This is a genomic window from Actinomycetospora termitidis (assembly GCF_030286555.1).
In the GTDB taxonomy this organism is placed as follows: Bacteria; Actinomycetota; Actinomycetes; order Mycobacteriales; family Pseudonocardiaceae; genus Actinomycetospora; species Actinomycetospora termitidis.
The window spans coordinates 310,812-327,049 of record NZ_JASVWF010000005.1; the positions used below are offsets into that span (position 1 = coordinate 310,812).

The following is a 16,238-nucleotide window of genomic DNA, read 5'->3' on the forward strand; positions in this document are numbered from 1 at the left end:
GCGACCTATTCGAACGGACCGTCCTTCAGGAGCCCACCGGCCGGGCCCTCGACGAAGCGGGGGTCGGCGTTCGGCACGCGGGTGTCGGTGCCGTCGGCGGTGTCGGGGCGGTCGCCCTGGACGTTCGACGCGTCGGCGCCCTGCGCCAGGAGGTCGGTGCCGATCGCGGTCACGGCGGACACCCCCTGGAGCGGGCTCTGGGTCTCGTCGGCCTGCGCCACGCCCGCGAGCAGCGGGAGGGCGGCGCCGGCCAGTCCGAGGGCGGCGAGGGGCTTGCGGAAGGTCACGGTGTCTCCTGGTCTTCTCGACGTCACATGTTCTCCGCGCCGGCCTTGATGGCCTCGCGGATGCGGTTGTAGGTGCCGCAGCGGCAGATGTTGCGGAGCTCCTCGATGGCCTCGTCGTCGACCTCGCGGCCCTCCGCCCGGCACTGCCGCACCTTCGCGACGGCGGCCATGATCTGGCCGGGCTGGCAGTAGCCGCACTGGGCGACGTCGTTGGCGATCCACGCGTCCTGCATCGGGTGCAGGCCGTCACCGGGCGCGGTGTCGGCGAGGCCCTCGATCGTGGTGACCTGGTCGTTCGGCTGGATCGCCCCGACCGGTACCGAGCACGGGTTGAACGCCTTGCCGTTGATGTGGCTGGTGCACGCCTTGCAGACGTTGATGCCGCAGCCGTACTTCGGGCCGGTGACCCCGAGCAGGTCGCGGAGCACCCAGAGCAGGCGGACGTCGTCCTCGACCTCGACGGTCACCGACTCGCCGTTGAGTTGGAAGGTGTGGTTCGGCACGGGGGCTCCGTCTCAGAACGTGGTCTCGAGGCCGTTGGTCGGCGACGGCGGAACGGGCGGCGACGTCGGGTAGGGGGTGAAGGGCAACGGGTCCTTGTGGTCGAGCGGGAAGTAGGTCGGCTGCTCCCCCGTCGCCCGCGCGTAGGCGCAGGCGATCGCCCCGCAGGTCGCGGCGACGCCGAACTCGCCGACGCCGCCGGGCTCCGGGGCGTCCGAGTCGTCGACGACGATGATGTTCATCTCGGGCGGGGTGTTCCACTGCCGGGTGTAGAAGTAGTTGTCCCAGCTGGCCTCGACGAAGTGCCCGTCGGTGAGGTGCAGGCTGGAGGTCAGCGTCATCGCGAGGGCGTCGTTGATCCCGCCCATCATCTGGGCGCGGACGCCGCGCGGGTTGATGACGAGGCCGACGTCGACCACGTAGGTCACCCTGGTCACGCGCGGACCGGTGCGGGCCTGCCGGATCTTCCGGTTGACGGTCTCCGGGCGGCAGTCGAGCTCGACGACCGCGCAGGCCACGCCCTTGTACTCGACGTGCATGCCGATGCCTTGGGCGGTGCCCTCCGCCATCGACTTCCCCCAGTCGCCCTCCTGCGCGGCCCGGTCGACGACCTTCTTCCAGCGCTCGAGCTTGGTGAACTCGCTGCGGAACTCGTAGGGGTCCTTGCCCATCTGCGCGGCGATCCGGTCGACCATCAGCTCGCGGGCGGTGGCGACGTCCGGCGAGTAGATGTTGCGCATCGAGCTGGTGTTGAAGCGCATGTCGACCTCGCTGAGGAGGCGGGTCGAGGCCCCGACGTTGTAGGGCGTGACCTGCGTGGTCTCCCAGATGCTCTCGGAGACCGTCAGGTTCCCGCCCGGCGCCTTCTGCGCCGTCGCCGTGATCGCCTCGGACAGACCGGGGTTGGTCTCGGTCGCAACGCTGGTGTGCCGGATCTCGAAGCTCGCGACGGCATCGGCCGTCACGTTCGCGCGGATGCGGGTCGTCGCCATCGGGTGCACGCGACCCTGGCGGGAGTCGTCGGACCGGGTCCACATCAGCTTGACCGGCTTGCCCATGGCCTGCGAGACCTCGGCGGCCTCGAGGGCGGCGTCGAAGAACAGCTTGCGCCCGAACGAGCCGCCGCCCTCCATGACGTGGAAGGTGACCGCGTTCTGGGCGATGCCGAGCTTCTTCGCGATCTCGTTCTGCGCCGCGATCGGGCTCTTCGACGGCCCCCAGATGGTGGCGCTGTTCGCCCGCACGTCAGCGATGGCGCAGTTCGTCTCCAGCGAGGAGTTGCTGCGGAAGTAGAAGACGGTGTCGCTCTCGAGCGTGGTCCCGACGCCCTTCGGGACGGCGAGCGGCAACTCGCCCCGGCGCAGCTTCCGCAGCACGGACTCGTCGTCCTCGCCGGCGACGGTGCCGGCGGCCCACCGGGCCTCGACCGCATTGACCGCGTCGACGCACTGGCCGTAGGTCCTCGCCCGCACGGCCACGCCGTTGCCGACCTCCACCACGTCGGTCACGCCGGGCATCGCCCGGATCGCCTCGAGGTTGCCGACCGATCGCGGGTATCCGTTGAGGTCCGGGGCCCGGCAGATCACGGTCGGCAGCGCGTCGGGGATCTTCAGGTCGGTGGTGAACTTCTTCCGGCCGGTCACCATGGCTAGCGCGTCGGACTTCGTGCGGTTCTTCCCGATGACGGTGAACTTCTCGCGGTCCTTGAGGACCACGTTCGCCGCCTCGGTGACCGGGGCAGCGGCCTTCGTCGTGAGGTCGCCGAAGGGCAACGACTTCCCGTTCGGCCCGGTGATCAGGCCCTGGCGGCTGGTCAGCACGGAGATGTCCTGGTCCAGCTCGTTGGCCGCCGCACCCAGGAGCCGGCCCTGCGCCAGTGCCGCCGCGACCCGGATCGGCGTGTAGGTGCTGAACGTGGTGCTGGACCCGCCGGTCAGCTGGTTGAACACCAGCTCCGGCCGCGCGTCGGCGAGGGTCACCTCGACCTGGTCCGGGTCGAGGTTCATCTCCTCGGCGATGATCATCTGGGTCGAGGTGATGATCCCCTGCCCGTTCTCCGACCGGGGCAGCGCGAAGGAGACCGTGCCGTCCCTGTTCACCTTGACGGTGATCAGGTTGGCCGTCGGGCGCGCGCTGTCGCGGATGACGTCGAGCAGGTCGTAGACCTCGGCCGGCTGCGGCGGCGAGGGCACGGCCAGGGCCGACGCCTCCGGGACCGAGTCGAACACCGTCTGGCGGCCGATCTCGGCCGCGGTGACGAGGACCGGCGCGGCGACCAGGAGCCCGAGGAAACTCCGGCGCTTGACGTCCGCGCGGTGGGCCGGCTCGCGGGTCGGCCTCGAGCGTGTGGTGACCGCTCGGTGAGTGGGCATCGTCGTCCCTCCCGACGCTCGACCGAACGGCGCAGGGGGGAGCGGCCGCTCGGTCGAGGACTGTGTTGGGAGGCACAACGACATGCACGTTTAACGGTCACGGAACTTCTCGACAGGGAGGTGTGGACCGTTCGGTGCGCGATGTCGGGTTCGCGCGGCCGGCCGCACGTCGGGAGAAGGGTGGTCCCACGCCAGGACGAGACCCTCGACACCCGATCGAGCGACCGTGTCGGATCCCGGGGGACCGACGTCAGGCGGCGACCCCGACGGCGTTGGCCGCGCGGCGGGCGACGCCGAGGATCTGGTCGCCCGGCTTCTGCTGTTCCCCGGCCTGCGCGTTCAGGACGAGCAGCGCGCCGGTCAGCGCCGGGACGCTGAGCTGGAGGTAGCGCAGCTGACGCTGGGCCTCGGCGGCCCCGATCGGCAGCGCCTCCGCGGCCTGGCTGACCGTCTGGCCGGCCTGCTTGTCGAGCTCCTGCACGGCCTGCGCCGCGCCACCGCGCCCGGCCTGGGTCGTCCCCCGGTCCAGGTGGGAGGTCGCGCTGGAGGACATCCCGGGCGACTGGTGGACGACCTGGTCCTCCACCTTCTTCCCGACGACGCGGGTGTAGGCCGTGGCGGCCAGCGCGGCCCCGGTGAGGACCAGCTTGGCGACGGTCGTGCCGGTGGCGCCCTTCTGGGCCGCCGCCCGCTTGCGGTTGTTCACGAGCAGGCCGGCACCGCCGACGAGGTGCGCGCCGATCAGCGCGGTGTTGACCGGCGACCACTTCGCCCAGCCGACGCTGGTGATCCGAGCCGTGGTGCGCTGCTGGTCCGCCTCCGCGGCGGCGGCGTTCAGGCCGGCGACCCCGAACAGCGAGCCGCCGAACCAGGCGGCGAGGCCGATGTCGTGGAGGGCGCGGAGGCCGGTGTCGCGAGTGCTCATGTCGTTGACTGCTCCTGGGGCGAGAGGGTGGCGCCCCCCGTGCACGGGGTGCGGGGCGCCGGACGTCCCGGCCCTGCGGTGGACCGAGTTGCGCGGTGATGCCCCCCGCCGTGGTGACCCGAACCGTCGACCTGGGAGCGGCCGGTACGGCACGATCGCGGGCGATGACGACCGGCTCGCAGCGCACCCGGACGGTCCTGCACCTGCCCTGCCTCGGACCCGACGCGGTGCCGCTGGAGCGGGCGGTCGCGGCGGTGCTGGGCTACGCGCGCGGCCGGCGCTGGTTGCGGTTCCGCTCCCCCGGTCGGCCGGAGGGCCGGTGGGTGCGGGTGCCGGCGTTCGGGTGGGCCCGGTTCGACGCGCACCCGCCGAGTACCGGGCCGGACGCCGACGTGCTGATCGCCGAGGGACTGCACGGACGCCTCGACCGCACGGGCTGGCACGCGGTGCACGACGCCCTGGTCGGCCTGGCCCCGGTGGTGGAGGCGGTGGGCGCGCGGGCGGCCGGGCGACCGTTCTGGGAGCTGCCCGCCGACGAGTTCTCCGTCCTCGACGAGCCCGGCACCGTGGGCGCCCTGCTACGCCACCTCGGGCAGGAGGCGGGCCCGCACCCCGCGCACGTCCTCGCCGCCCTGCACCACCGGCACCCCGACCTCGTCCCGCACCTCACCCCCACCACGCGGCGTGCGCTGCTGCCGCACGTGGAGGAGGGCGACAGCGGCGTCGAGGCCGTGGTGCACCGCGAGCTCCGGGCGAACGCCGGGGCCTTCGCCGAGCTCGAGGCCGCCGTGGCCGCGGTCGTGGGCGACGCCCGGCCGGGCCGCCTGCGCCTGCACGACGTCCTGCTCTGGCTCACGACGACGCTGCGCCTGGCGCACGCGGTCGAGCTCGGCGAGCACGTCGCGGGTTAGAGGGCCGCCACCGTCGTCACGGTGAGCTGCGGCTTCGCGATCTTGCCGGAGCAGGCCTTGCCCGTCCGGGGGAGCGTCGCGGCCGCCTTCGTGCCCGGCGCCCGGACCCGCAGCCCCGACACGGCCACGGCCTGGCAGTTCTTCGCGTCGAACTCCGAGACCGGCACGATCTTCAGGGTGGCGGCCACCGAGCCGCCGGGGGCCAGGGGCACGGCCGGACCCCGCGTGCCGGCCCGGCTCGCCGGCTTCCCGACCGTCTTCCCCCCGCCGACGAAGGACACCGCGGGGAAGCCGGTCAGCGTGCACGTCGCGTCGCCGCGGTTGGTGAAGACGACGCGGACGCTCGCCCCGGCACCGGTGATCGACGAGACCACGCTGCGGCAGGCCGCGGGCGGCGCCGGCGCGGGCGGCGCTCCTGGCGCGGGGGCCGGGCCGGGCGTGGGCTGGTCCGGCAGGGCGGCGTCCCCGCCGTCGTCGCCGTCCTCGGCCGCGGGATCGGTCGGGTCGGCGGCCGACGGCTCCGTGGGCGTCCCGACCGGCTGGGCGGCGGGCGCCGTCCCGGGGACGGCAGGCGCCGGCGCCGCGGCGGCGGGGACGGCCGGCAGCGGCTCCGGGCCGCCGGGGGTGAGCGGCGACGAGCTGCCCGTCAGGACGACCCCGCCGACCACTCCCCCGGCCAGCACCAGGACGGCCGCGGCACCCAGCAGGCCGCGCCGGACGGTGGAGCTCCGGGTCGGCGGGGTCACGACGGGGCCGGTGGGCAGGTCGACGGCGCCGCCCGTGACGACCGTCGGGGCCGCGGCGACCGTGGCCGCCCCGGGGCCGGACGTCAGCGGCGGGCCCGCGGGAACGGCGAGCGGGGCCGGGGCGGCGGGAGCGGCGGGACCGGCGGGCACCCCGGTCGTCGGCGGGCCGATCACGATCGGCGACCGCGCGGGCAGCCCCTCGGGCGCGGCCGCCAGCGCCGCGGCGGGCACCGCGAGCGTCTCCTCGTCGAGGCCGAGCACCGGGGCGAGGGCGCGCAGCCGGGCGCGGGCCGCCTCTGCGGAGGGCCGGTCGACGGGAGCGGTCGCGGTCATCGCGACGAGGAGGTCGCGCAGGTCGTCCGGCAGCTCCGCGGGGACGACGGGGTCCCGGTGCAGGCGCGCCACCGACGACTCCACGGGGCCGCCGGGGAACTCGCGACGCCCGGTGAGGCACTCGAGGAGCACGAGACCGAGGGCGTAGACGTCCGCGGGCGAACCGACCTCGTCGCCGCGCACCTGCTCGGGCGCGAGGTAGGCGGCCGTGCCCGTGACCTGACCGTGCACCGTCGTCGCCGTGGCCACGGCGGCCACCCCGAAGTCGGCGAGCACCGGGTGCACCCGCGCCGGGCCGGGTCCGTCGTCCGGTTCCGCGTCGACCGGGTCGAGCAGGATGTTCGCGGGCTTGACGTCCCGGTGCACGATCCCCAGCGCGTGCACGTGCGCGAGCGCCGCGAGCAGCTCCCCCGCCAGCCCGACGACCACCTCCGGCGGCAGCGCACCCCGCTCCAGGGTGTCCGCGAGCGACCCTCCGGGGACCAGCCGGGTCACCAGGAACACGCGGTCGGACCCGTCCGGGCCGGGTGCCTCCCCGACGTCGAACACCTCGAGCACGCCCGGGTGCGACACCTGCGCGGCCGCCTGCAGCTCACGCCGCACCGAGGCGGACTCCAGGGTCCCGACGCCCGGCGCGAACAGCTTGACCGCGACGTCGCGGCCGAGCACGCGGTCGTGGGCGCGGTAGACGGTGGCGGAGGCTCCCCGACCGAGGCGCTCGCCCAGGTCGAAACGGTCCCCGACGGTGGCCGGCACGGCCGCCGCGTCGAGGGTCACGACGGTGCCGCCGTCGCCGACCTCGCCGTCGCGGGCCCCGTGCTCGGTGTCCGGTTCCACGTCGAGATCGTGACCCATCCCATCCGACCGGGGTCACCCGCCCCCCGTTCGGGGGCACGGCATGCGACCGATCGTGATGTGATGGAATCGGGAACCGTTACCAACACGACCGAGGAGACGACCGACGATGGTGGCGTGGGGACCCCTGGCGGCGCGGGCCGTCGGTGCGGTGGCGAGCGGCGTGGCCGGTGTCGCGGTGGTCGAGGGCGTGCGGAAGCTGTCGGGCGGCCGGGCGGTGCACGAGTCGGCGGTCGCCGTCACGACGCTCGGGATGCGGGTGTCGCGGGCGGCCGAGGCCGGCGCCGAGAAGGTCCGGCTGAACACCGCCGACGTCGTCGCGGAGGCGCGTGAGCGTGTCGGTGAGCAGGCCCCACCGCCCGGGGCGGTCGAGAAGCACGACCACGAGCACTGAGGTGGCCGCCGGGGACACGCTGCGGGTGGTCTCGGACGCCGCGGGCCGCGTGCGCTTCGACGCCCCCGGCCTGCGGGCCGCGACCGGGCTCGCCGTCGCCGTCGAGGAGGGGCTCGACGCCGTGGAAGGCGTCCGCCAGGTGCACGCCTTCCCGCGCACCGGGGCGCTCGTCGTCTGGTACGACCGCGACCGCTGCTCGACCACGACGATCGGCGCGGCCTACCGCGAGGTGGCGGCGTCGACCTCCCGGGACGAGCCCGCGGCGCGCCCGCCGCGCTCGGCCGAGGTGGGCAACGGCGACCTGCTCCGCATGGCGGTCGGCGGGATCGCCCTGCTACTGCTCGGCGGCCGGCGGTGGGTGCTGCGACGTCCGCCGATGCTCGGGCCGACCAGCCGCACCGTGGCCACCGGCGTCACGATCTTCACCGGCTACCCGTTCCTGCGCGGCGCGCTGCGCTCGCTCGTCGGCGGGCGCGGGGCGGGCACGGACGCGTTGGTCTCGGCCGCCACGGTGGCCTCGCTGGTCCTGCGCGAGAACGTCGTCGCGCTGACGGTGCTCTGGCTGCTGAACATCGGCGAGTACCTGCAGGACCTCACGCTGCGCCGGAGCCGCCGCGCGATCTCCGACCTGCTGACCGGCGCACGCACCACGACGTGGATGCGGGTCGCCGCGGCCGACCCGGCCGGCGAGCCGGTCGAGATCGAGGTGCCGATCGAGCGCGTGCGCGTCGACGACGAGATCGTGGTCCACGAGCACGTGGTGCTGCCGGTGGACGGCGTCGTCGTGGAGGCGTCCGCCCAGGGCTGCCTCGTCGACCAGGCCGCGATCACCGGCGAGAACCTCCCGGTGACCACCGAGGTCGGCAACGCGCTGCACGCCGGGTCGGTACTGCTGCGCGGACGGCTCGTGGTCCGCGCGACCGCGGTGGGCGGGGACACCGCGGTCGGCCGGATCATCGAGCGCGTCGAGGCCGCGCAGGCCGACCGGGCGCCGATCCAGACCGTCGGCGAGAACTTCTCCCGCCGCTTCGTCCCGCTCTCGTTCGCGCTCTCCGCCGCCACCCTGCTGGTCACCCGCGACGTCCGCCGGGCCATGACGATGCTGCTGGTCGCCTGCCCGTGCGCGGTCGGGCTCGCCACCCCGACCGCGATCAGCGCCGCGATCGGCAACGGCGCCCGCCGCGGCATCCTGATCAAGGGCGGCTCGCACCTGGAGTCGGCGGGGCGGGTCGACGCGGTCGTCCTGGACAAGACCGGGACCGCCACCACCGGCCGACCCGTCGTCACGAACGTGGTGTCCTTCGACGACGCCTACTCCCCCGAGCAGGTCCTGGCCCTGGCCGCGTCGTCGGAGATCCACTCCCGCCACCCGCTCGCGCAGGCGGTGATCCGTTCCACCGAGGAGCGCCGGATCGAGATCCCGCCGCACGAGGAGTGCGAGGTCCTGCTCGGGCAGGGCATGCGGGTGCAGGCCGACGGCCGGACGCTGCTGCTGGGGTCCCGGGCGCTGTTCAAGGAGCAGAAGGTCGGCGTCTCCCGGAAGGCCTCGGACTGGGTGCGCCGCCTGCAACGCCAGGCCGAGACGCCGCTGCTGCTCGCCGTCGACGGGACGCTCACCGGGTTGATCAGCCTGCGCGACACCGTCCGCCCGGAGGCCGTCGAGGTGCTGGCGGCGCTGCGGGCCGACGGCGTCCGGCGGATCGTCATGCTCTCCGGGGACCACCCGGACGTCGCGGCGGCGGTCGCCCGCGAGCTCGGCATCGACGAGTGGCGCGCCGAGGTGCTGCCGGAGCACAAGCAGGACGCCGTGCGGGCGCTGCAGGACGAGGGCTGGACGGTCGCGATGGTCGGCGACGGCACCAACGACGCGCCCGCCCTCGCACTCGCCGACCTCGGCATCGCGATGGGCGTCGCGGGTACCGACGTGGCCGTGGAGACCGCGGACGTCGCCCTCGCCGGGGACCGGCTCTCCGCCCTGCTCGACCTGCGCGACCTCGGCCGCCGCGGCGTCGGCGTCATCCGGCAGAACTACGGGATGTCGATCGCCGTCAACGCGATCGGGCTCGTCGTCTCCGCAGGTGGGGCGCTCTCGCCGGTGGTCGCGGCGATCCTGCACAACGCGTCGTCGGTGGCCGTGGTCGCGAACTCCTCGCGCCTGATCCGCTACCGCCTCGAGCCCGCGCCCTCCTAGCCCGGACACTGGACGCCGATGGACACCGACGACCCGGTGACGGCGCCGATCCCCGCCGCTCCCCCGGTGCACGAACGGCACTCTCGCGCCCCTAGAAGCAGCGAGAGTGCCGTTCGCTCGGGTCGGCGAGGCGGTTCCCGACGGCGGGCCGTGCGCGACACGGGTCACGGTCACGGTCACGGCCACGGCCACGGCCACGGGCCCGCCCCCGCCGTCGGGACGACCGTGCGCCGGGTGCTGGCGGCGCTGCTCGTGCCGTGCGGGCTGGCGGTGCTGGTCGGGCTCGTGTTCCTGGCCCCGTCGCCGTCGGAGTACCGCGCGGTGCTCGACGGCAGCCACGCCGCGGCGCAGGGCTCGGCGGGCGGGACGACGACCGGGTCGGCCGCGGCGGTCGCCACCCAGCCGCTCGACGGGACGATCGCGCGCGCGGGCGCCGAGGCCGACTGCTCCGACCCGACGCTCGCCGTCGAGGCCGGCACCGGCTGCTTCCCGCTGCAGGTCCGCCTGGACGAGGGCCCGGCCACGGGGCGCACGATCGACACCCTGCTGCCCGGTGGCCCGGCCACGCCGCGGTTCGCGGACGGGGACGCGGTCGTGGTGGCCTGGGCGGGCGGGGACCCGGCCGACGCGACGGGCTACCAGGTCGTGGACCGGCAGCGGGGCGGGTCCCTGCTGGTGCTGGCCGCCGTGTTCGCGGTCGCGGTGGTGCTGCTCGGGCGGTGGCAGGGGCTCGCGGCGCTGGGCGCGCTCGGGATCACGCTGGTCGTGCTCGGGGTGTTCGTGCTGCCCGCGCTGCTGACCGGATCGGCGCCGGTGCCGGTCGCGCTGGTCGCCGCCGGGCTGATCGTGGCGGTGGTCTTCCCGACGATCCACGGCTTCTCGGCGCGGACCGCCACCGCCGCGCTCGGGACGGTCGTCTCGCTCGGCCTCATCGGTGTGCTCGCGCTGGTCTTCGGCGGGCTGACACGGCTCACCGGGCTCGACGACGCGTCGACCGAGCTGATCGGGGTGCTCGGCGCCGGCATCGACGCCCGCGGCCTGCTGCTCGCCGGGCTGATCATCGGTGCCCTCGGGGTCCTCGACGACGTCACGGTCACCCAGACCTCGACGGTCTGGGAGCTGCACCGGGCCGACCCGTCGTCGGGAACGAGAACGCTGTACGCCGCAGCGATGCGCGTGGGGCGCGACCACGTGGCGTCGGCGGTGAACACCCTCGTCCTCGCCTACGCGGGCGCCGCCCTGCCGCTGCTGCTGCTGTTCACGCTGTCCGGGCGCGGGGTGGGCGACCTGCTGACCGCCGAGGACGTGGCGCAGGAGGTGCTGCGGACGCTGGTCGGGTCGATCGGGATCGTCGCGGCGGTGCCCCTGACGACGCTCGTGGCCGCGGTGGTCGTGCGGTCGGGGGCCTCTGGTTCCGAGCGAGCGGCCCTCTCGCGCCCGTAGACGCTGCGAAGGTGCCGTTCGCTCGGCAGGGTGATCGGGTGCGCCACGACGTCGAGGTCCGGGTCGGGATCGCCGGGGCGGCCGTCGTCGGGGTCGCCTTCGGGATGGGCCGGTTCTGCTTCGGGCTGACGCTGCCCGATCTCCGGGTGGATCCGGGCCTGTCGGCGACCGGGGTGCCGGAGGCCGTGCTGGGCCTCATCGCCGGGGCCACATTCGCCGGGTTCCTCGCCGGCATCGTCGGCGGCCCCCTGCTGGGCGCGCGGCGCGGCCCGCGGGCGCCCACCACGGTTGGCGGGGTCTGCGGGGCGGTCGGTGCGCTGATCGTGGTCCTCGCCGGCTCGCCCGCGGTGCTGGCCGTCGGGGCGGTGCTCGCGGGCAGCGCCGCGGGCTGGGTGTGGGCGCCCTACTCCGACGTCGTCGCCGCCCTGGCCCGTCCGGAGGTCCGGCCCCGGCTGATCTCGACGATCAGCACCGGCACCTGCGGCGGGCTCGTGCTGACCGGGCTCGTCGCGATCGCCGTCACGAGCCAGTGGCGGCTCGTGTGGGCCGCGGTGGCCCTGTGCTCGGCGGCCGCGGCGGTGCTGAACCTGCGCTGGGTCCCCGCGGTGGCGCCGCGACCGTCCGCGGCACGAGCGCCGGTGCCCTGGCGCGCACTCCGCCGGCCCGCCGTCTACGCGATCACCTACCAGGCCGGGACCGCGGTCGCCTTCACCTACGCGGCCGACGTGGCGACCCGTGCCGGCCTCTCCGCCGGGGTGCGCCCGGTGCTGTTCGTGATCATCGGGGTGCTCGGGGTCGCGGGGTTCGCCACGGGCGCGATGGCGGCGCGGGTCGGACCGCCGCGGGTGGCGGCGGGGTGCCTGCTGACGATCGCGGTGGCGCTGCTGATCCTGGCCCTCGGGGAGCGCTCGCCGGTGATCGCGCTGGTGGCGGCCGCGGTGTTCGCCCCGCCGTACATGGTCGGGGCGGCCGCGCTCGCCGTGTGGACCGGGTCCGTCGTCGACACCGACCCCGGGCGGGCGCTGTCGGTGGCGATGGTCGTGGGCGCCTGTGGCGCGATCCTCGCGCCGATCGTGGTCGGCGCGCTGGTCACCACGACCGGCCTGCCCGTGCTGCTCGCCGCCCTCGGCGTGCTCTGCGCCGTCGTCGGGGTCGGGCTGCTCAGGTCCCGCAGTACGTGACGAACGGCCCCGAGCCCGGCTCGGTGTAGCGCTCCCGCCCGGGCTGCTCGGTGTACGGCGCCGACACGACCTCGAGGATCTCCAGGAACGGCGCGAGGTCGCCCTGCTCGGCCGCGGTCAGGGCCTCGTCGACGAGGTGGTTGCGCGGGACGTAGAGCGGGTTGGCGTGGTCCCGGTCGAGCTCGGGATGCCAGCGCGCGGCCCAGGCGTCGTAGGCGTCGCGGTCGAGGAACAGGTCGCGTGGGGTCCCGGCGCGGAAGAAGCCGGTCCAGTCGACCTGTTGGGCGTGCAGCAGGGCGAGCAGGTCGGCGACCAGGTCCGGGTCCGGCTCGCGCAGCCCGAGCTTGGCGGCCATGCCGGCCTGGAAGTGCCGCTCGTAGACCTCGCCGAACTCCTGGACCACCGCCGTGGCCTTCTCGATCGCCGTGTCGCTGTCCTCGTCGATCAGCGGGAGCAGCGCCTCGCCGAGACGGGCCAGGTTCCACCGGGCGATCGGCGGCTGGTTCCCGTAGGCGTAGCGCCCGGCGTGGTCGATGGAGCTGAACACGGTCTGCGGGTCGTAGCGGTCCATGAACGCGCAGGGGCCGTAGTCGATCGTCTCGCCGGAGATCGTGGTGTTGTCGGTGTTCATCACGCCGTGCACGAACCCGACCAGCATCCACTGCGCGATCAACGCCGCCTGGGCGTGGACGACGCGGCGGTAGAAGTCGAGGACGTCGGTGGCCTCGGGGTGGTGGCGGGCGATCGCGTGGTCGGTCAGCGCCCGGACCAGGTCGGGCCCGCCGGTCGCCGCGGCGTACTGGAAGGTGCCGACGCGGATGTGGCTCGACGCCACGCGCGCCAGGACCGCGCCGGGCAGCAGGCCGGTGTCGCGCGGGACGTCCTCACCCGTCGTCGAGACCGCGAGGCCGCGGCTGGTGGGGATGCCCAGCGCGTGCATCGCCTCGCCCATGAGGTACTCGCGCAGCATCGGCCCCAGCGCGGCCCTGCCGTCGCCGCCGCGGGCGAAGCGGGTGCGCCCGGAGCCCTTGAGGTGCAGGTCGTGCCGGTGGCCCTGCGGGTCGACGATCTCGCCCAGCAGCAGCGCCCGGCCGTCGCCGAGTCGCGGTTGGTACATGCCGAACTGGTGCCCGGAGTACGCCATCGCGACCGGCTGCACGCCCTCCGGCACCGTGCCGGTGAGCAGGCCCGACCCGACCAGCTCCCGCGGGTCCAGGCCCAGCTCGGCCGCGAGCTCGTCGTTGACGACGAGGGCCGAGGGGTTCCGCACGGGCGCGGCGGACCAGTTCAGGACCAGATCCGGGACCGCGTCGGCGTAGGTGTGCTCGAGCTGCGAGACGGCGGTACTCACTCTCCCGACGCTACGCGGGCGGCGCCCCGGCCGCCGTGGTGGCAGCGTGGCGCGGGTGACCGCCTACAGCCAGGGCCACGCGGCGAGCGTGCTGCGTTCGCAGACGTGGCGCACCGTCGCGAACTCCGCCGCGTACCTCGCGCCGCACCTGTCGTCGGGAATGCGGGTTCTCGACGTCGGGTGTGGTCCGGGGACGATCACGGCGGACCTCGCCACCCGCGTGCACTCGGTGCTCGGGGTGGACACCGATCCCGGGGTGGTCGAGAAGGCGCGGGCGCTCGGGGTCGACGCGGTGGTCGGTGACGCGTACGCCCTGCCGGACGGGCCGTTCGACGTCGTGCACGCCCACCAGGTGCTGCTGCACCTCACGGACCCGGTCGCCGCGCTGCGCGAGATGCTCCGCGTGACGCGACCCGGTGGGCTGGTCGCCGCACGCGACTGCGACTACGGCGGGATCGTGCTGCACCCCCACGACCTGCGGCTGGACCGATGGCTGGAGATCTACCGCGGGGTGGCCCGTGCGCACGGGACGGAGCCGGACGCGGGCCGCCGCCTGCTGGGCTGGGCGCACGCGGCCGGCGCGACCGACGTGACCCCGAGCGCGTCGATCTGGTGCCACGCGACCCCGGACGAGCGTGCCTGGTGGGGCGGGCAGTGGGCGGAGCGGATCGTCGACTCGACCATCGCCGAGCGCGCCGTGGACGGCGGCTTCGCGACCCGCGCGGAGCTGGCCGACATCGCGGACGCCTGGCGGGCGTGGGCGGACCACCCCGACGGCTGGTTCTCCCTCCCGCACGGGGAGGTGCTGATCCGCGTGTCCTAACTCCCCGCCCCGGCCGCGCGGTGCGCGTCGACCGTCGGCATGTGCGTCTCGGCCCAGTCGCGCAGGGCGTCCAGCGGGACGACCAGGCTGCGACCGAGCGGGGTGAGCGAGTAGCGGACCGCCGGGGGCACGGTCGGCTCGACGTGGCGGGCGACGAGTCCATCGGCCTCGAGGTCGCGCAGCGTCTGCGCGAGCATCTTCCGCGAGATCCCGCGGGCCCGGCGCTGCAGCTCGGAGAAGCGGACCTCCCCGTCCACGTCGGCGAGGGTCTTGACGAGCATCGAGGTCCACTTGCCGCCGATGCGGTCCAGCAGCCGGCGGGTCGGGCACGCCGGGTCGAAGAGGTCGCCGCGACGGTTACCCGGAGGTGCCGTCTTCCCGGTCCGGTCTCCATTGGTGACCATGTTTTTTATGGTAACCACCCGTCACGTCGACATCCCGGGCCTCCGCGTCCACGTCGCGACCGCCGGAGCCGGTCCCGCGGTCCTGCTGCTGCACGGGTGGCCGCACACCTGGCGCCTCTGGCGGGACGTGATCGATGCGCTCGCGGTGGACCACTTCGTGATCGCTCCCGACCTCCGCGGGATCGGCGGCACCGACAAACCGGCCGGGGGCTACGACCTGCACACTCTGGCGGACGACGCCGTCGGGCTGCTGGACGCGCTCGGTGTCGGCGAGCTGGCGCTGGTCGCCGGGATCGACCTGGGGAGCCCGGTCGCCTGGATGACCGCGGTGCGCCACCGCGCCCGCGTCGCCCGGCTCGCGGTGATGGAGTCGCTGCTGGGGCGGCTACCCGGTGCGGAGGAGTTCCTCGCCGGCGGCCCGCCGTGGTGGTTCGGGTTCCACGCGGTGCCCGACCTGCCCGAGGCCGTGCTCGCCGGTCGGACCGACGCCTACGTCGACTGGTTCCTGCGCGCCGGGACCTGGCGGGGGCGCGGGGTCGACGACGACCTGCGCTCGGCCTTCCTCGCCGCCTACCGCGACCCGGAGGGACTGCGCGGCGGGTTCGCGCACTACCGCGCCCTGGCCCGGAACGCCGAACTCGTCGCCGCCGCGGCGGCCGGGATCCTTCTGTCGCAACCGACCCTGGCACTGGGTGGCGCGACGGTCGGCGACGCGCTCGCCCGTCAACTCGCGCCGATCACCCCGGACCTGCGCAGCGAGGTCCTGCCCGAGTGCGGCCACATCGTGCCCGCCGACGCGCCGGCCGCCCTGGTCGAGCGGCTCCGCGCCCTGCTGCAGGTCTCGCCGACCACCGCGGGCCGCTGATCGCTCCCGCTCAGGCGGTCCGGGCGGGTGCCTCCGGGTCCTGCGCCGCGGTCAGCCGGGTCCAGCGGGCCGACGACGTGACGCGGCTCCAGTCCGCGGCCAGCTCGGCCTCGGCGGTGCCCGCCGCAGCGCTCGCGCCGTCGGCGAGCCAGTCGGTCAGGGCGGAGTACTCGACGTCACGCATCGGCGGAGATCCTTCCCAGCGGGCTCTCGGGGCAAACCCGAGCAGCGAGGTCGACGTGAGGCAGCTTCCGGGGCGCCGGAACCTGCACTGTGTCGCACTCGCGGCACGCTCACCGGTCGTTCAGCACCGGGCGCAGGTCGTCGAGCCGGTCGTAGGCCCACCAGAGGTAGTTCTCCGTCCCGCCCTCGCGCAGCGGGTGGAGGTCGGCGTGGTCGGGGTCGTCCTTGAACGCCTGGAACGCCTCGGCGGACGGCCACTCCACCAGCACCATCACCTGCCGGGGCGTCCCGCCGCTGGACTCCGTGTCGGCGCTGAGCCGGCCGAGGGCGACGACCCGCCCGCCGTGCTTGCCCACCGCATCGACCGACCGCTTCGAGTACTGCTTGTAGTCGTCGTTCGGGGCGAGGTCGAAGAGGTTCAGGGCGTAGACGGCGCTCATGCCCGGAGGCTTCCACACCGGCCGGACGGACAG

The 16,238-nt window shown here is 74.8% G+C and carries 16 protein-coding genes; 7 read left to right on the forward strand and 9 right to left on the reverse strand.

The genetic code is table 11. The features are described from left to right. Positions 1–5: 5 nt before the first annotated feature. The 4 genes from QRT03_RS22235 to QRT03_RS22250 form a co-directional block, all read right to left on the reverse strand. Positions 6–287 (reverse strand): hypothetical protein, encoded by a 282-nt coding sequence (locus QRT03_RS22235; protein ID WP_286055241.1) that lies wholly within the window; start codon positions 285–287, stop codon positions 6–8. Between the two features lie 23 nt (positions 288–310). Then, complete coding sequence (locus QRT03_RS22240; RefSeq protein ID WP_286055242.1) at positions 311–790, reverse strand: (2Fe-2S)-binding protein; 480 nt, start codon at positions 788–790, stop codon at positions 311–313. A gap of 12 nt (positions 791–802) precedes the next feature. Then, the gene (locus QRT03_RS22245; RefSeq protein WP_286055243.1) at positions 803–3,160 is read right to left on the reverse strand and encodes a molybdopterin cofactor-binding domain-containing protein; all 2,358 of its coding nucleotides are present in this window, start codon (positions 3,158–3,160) and stop codon (positions 803–805) included. Positions 3,161–3,410: 250 nt separating this feature from the next. Next, a complete protein-coding gene (locus QRT03_RS22250) occupies positions 3,411–4,085 on the reverse strand; it encodes a hypothetical protein (RefSeq protein WP_286055244.1) in 675 nt (224 codons plus the stop codon). Positions 4,086–4,249: 164 nt separating this feature from the next. On the opposite strand from QRT03_RS22250, the gene QRT03_RS22255 reads away from it, so the two are divergent. After that, positions 4,250–4,996, forward strand: coding sequence for a hypothetical protein (locus QRT03_RS22255; RefSeq protein WP_286055245.1), 747 nt, complete (start codon positions 4,250–4,252; stop codon positions 4,994–4,996). On the opposite strand, the gene QRT03_RS22260 is transcribed toward QRT03_RS22255, so the two are convergent. After that, the gene (locus QRT03_RS22260) at positions 4,993–6,912 is read right to left on the reverse strand and encodes a protein kinase domain-containing protein (protein ID WP_286055246.1); all 1,920 of its coding nucleotides are present in this window, start codon (positions 6,910–6,912) and stop codon (positions 4,993–4,995) included. The genes QRT03_RS22255 and QRT03_RS22260 overlap by 4 nt on opposite strands. Positions 6,913–7,039: 127 nt before the next feature. Between QRT03_RS22260 and QRT03_RS22265 the strand changes: the two genes are divergently transcribed. The 4 genes from QRT03_RS22265 (at position 7,040) to QRT03_RS22280 (ending at position 12,139) form a co-directional block, all read left to right on the forward strand. Further along, positions 7,040–7,324: a DUF1490 family protein gene (locus tag QRT03_RS22265; protein ID WP_286055247.1), complete on the forward strand. Its 285-nt coding sequence runs from the start codon at positions 7,040–7,042 to the stop codon at positions 7,322–7,324. 1 nt (position 7,325) lies between these two features. Further along, positions 7,326–9,515, forward strand: a complete 2,190-nt coding sequence (locus tag QRT03_RS22270) for a heavy metal translocating P-type ATPase (protein WP_286055248.1) — start codon at positions 7,326–7,328, stop codon at positions 9,513–9,515. Positions 9,516–9,665: 150 nt separating this feature from the next. After that, the gene (locus QRT03_RS22275; RefSeq protein WP_286055249.1) at positions 9,666–10,958 is read left to right on the forward strand and encodes a YibE/F family protein; all 1,293 of its coding nucleotides are present in this window, start codon (positions 9,666–9,668) and stop codon (positions 10,956–10,958) included. Between the two features lie 38 nt (positions 10,959–10,996). Then, positions 10,997–12,139, forward strand: coding sequence for an MFS transporter (locus QRT03_RS22280; RefSeq protein ID WP_286055250.1), 1,143 nt, complete (start codon positions 10,997–10,999; stop codon positions 12,137–12,139). On the opposite strand, the gene QRT03_RS22285 is transcribed toward QRT03_RS22280, so the two are convergent. Next, a complete protein-coding gene (locus QRT03_RS22285) occupies positions 12,120–13,490 on the reverse strand; it encodes a protein adenylyltransferase SelO (protein ID WP_286055251.1) in 1,371 nt (456 codons plus the stop codon). The genes QRT03_RS22280 and QRT03_RS22285 overlap by 20 nt on opposite strands. A gap of 55 nt (positions 13,491–13,545) precedes the next feature. Here QRT03_RS22285 and QRT03_RS22290 point away from each other — a divergent pair, with 55 nt between their 5' ends. Then, positions 13,546–14,313: a methyltransferase domain-containing protein gene (locus tag QRT03_RS22290; protein ID WP_286055252.1), complete on the forward strand. Its 768-nt coding sequence runs from the start codon at positions 13,546–13,548 to the stop codon at positions 14,311–14,313. Here the strand turns inward: QRT03_RS22290 and QRT03_RS22295 are convergent. Next, a complete protein-coding gene (locus QRT03_RS22295; RefSeq protein ID WP_286055253.1) occupies positions 14,310–14,717 on the reverse strand; it encodes a winged helix-turn-helix transcriptional regulator in 408 nt (135 codons plus the stop codon). The two genes, QRT03_RS22290 and QRT03_RS22295, sit on opposite strands and share 4 nt — an antisense overlap. 7 nt (positions 14,718–14,724) lie before the next feature. Between QRT03_RS22295 and QRT03_RS22300 the strand changes: the two genes are divergently transcribed. Further along, positions 14,725–15,582: an alpha/beta fold hydrolase gene (locus QRT03_RS22300; RefSeq protein ID WP_286055254.1), complete on the forward strand. Its 858-nt coding sequence runs from the start codon at positions 14,725–14,727 to the stop codon at positions 15,580–15,582. A gap of 10 nt (positions 15,583–15,592) precedes the next feature. On the opposite strand, the gene QRT03_RS22305 is transcribed toward QRT03_RS22300, so the two are convergent. Together QRT03_RS22305 and QRT03_RS22310 are read right to left on the reverse strand one after the other, a co-directional pair. Next, positions 15,593–15,766 carry a hypothetical protein gene (locus QRT03_RS22305; RefSeq protein WP_286055255.1) on the reverse strand — a complete coding sequence of 58 codons (174 nt, stop codon included), beginning with the start codon at positions 15,764–15,766 and terminating at the stop codon, positions 15,593–15,595. Between the two features lie 109 nt (positions 15,767–15,875). Then, positions 15,876–16,205, reverse strand: coding sequence for a DUF1330 domain-containing protein (locus QRT03_RS22310; protein WP_286055256.1), 330 nt, complete (start codon positions 16,203–16,205; stop codon positions 15,876–15,878). Positions 16,206–16,238: the final 33 nt, after the last annotated feature.

What these genes read in the sequence shown, in the direction of transcription:
- QRT03_RS22245 (WP_286055243.1), bottom strand. Translation starts at nt 3,160, where the DNA reads ATGCCCACTCACCGAGCGGTCACCACACGCTCGAGGCCGACCCGCGAG.
- QRT03_RS22250 (WP_286055244.1), bottom strand. Translation starts at nt 4,085, where the DNA reads ATGAGCACTCGCGACACCGGCCTCCGCGCCCTCCACGACATCGGCCTC.
- QRT03_RS22255 (WP_286055245.1), top strand. Translation starts at nt 4,250, where the DNA reads ATGACGACCGGCTCGCAGCGCACCCGGACGGTCCTGCACCTGCCCTGC.
- QRT03_RS22265 (WP_286055247.1), top strand. Translation starts at nt 7,040, where the DNA reads ATGGTGGCGTGGGGACCCCTGGCGGCGCGGGCCGTCGGTGCGGTGGCG.
- QRT03_RS22295 (WP_286055253.1), bottom strand. Translation starts at nt 14,717, where the DNA reads ATGGTCACCAATGGAGACCGGACCGGGAAGACGGCACCTCCGGGTAAC.
- QRT03_RS22300 (WP_286055254.1), top strand. Translation starts at nt 14,725, where the DNA reads ATGGTAACCACCCGTCACGTCGACATCCCGGGCCTCCGCGTCCACGTC.
- QRT03_RS22305 (WP_286055255.1), bottom strand. Translation starts at nt 15,766, where the DNA reads ATGCGTGACGTCGAGTACTCCGCCCTGACCGACTGGCTCGCCGACGGC.
- QRT03_RS22310 (WP_286055256.1), bottom strand. Translation starts at nt 16,205, where the DNA reads ATGAGCGCCGTCTACGCCCTGAACCTCTTCGACCTCGCCCCGAACGAC.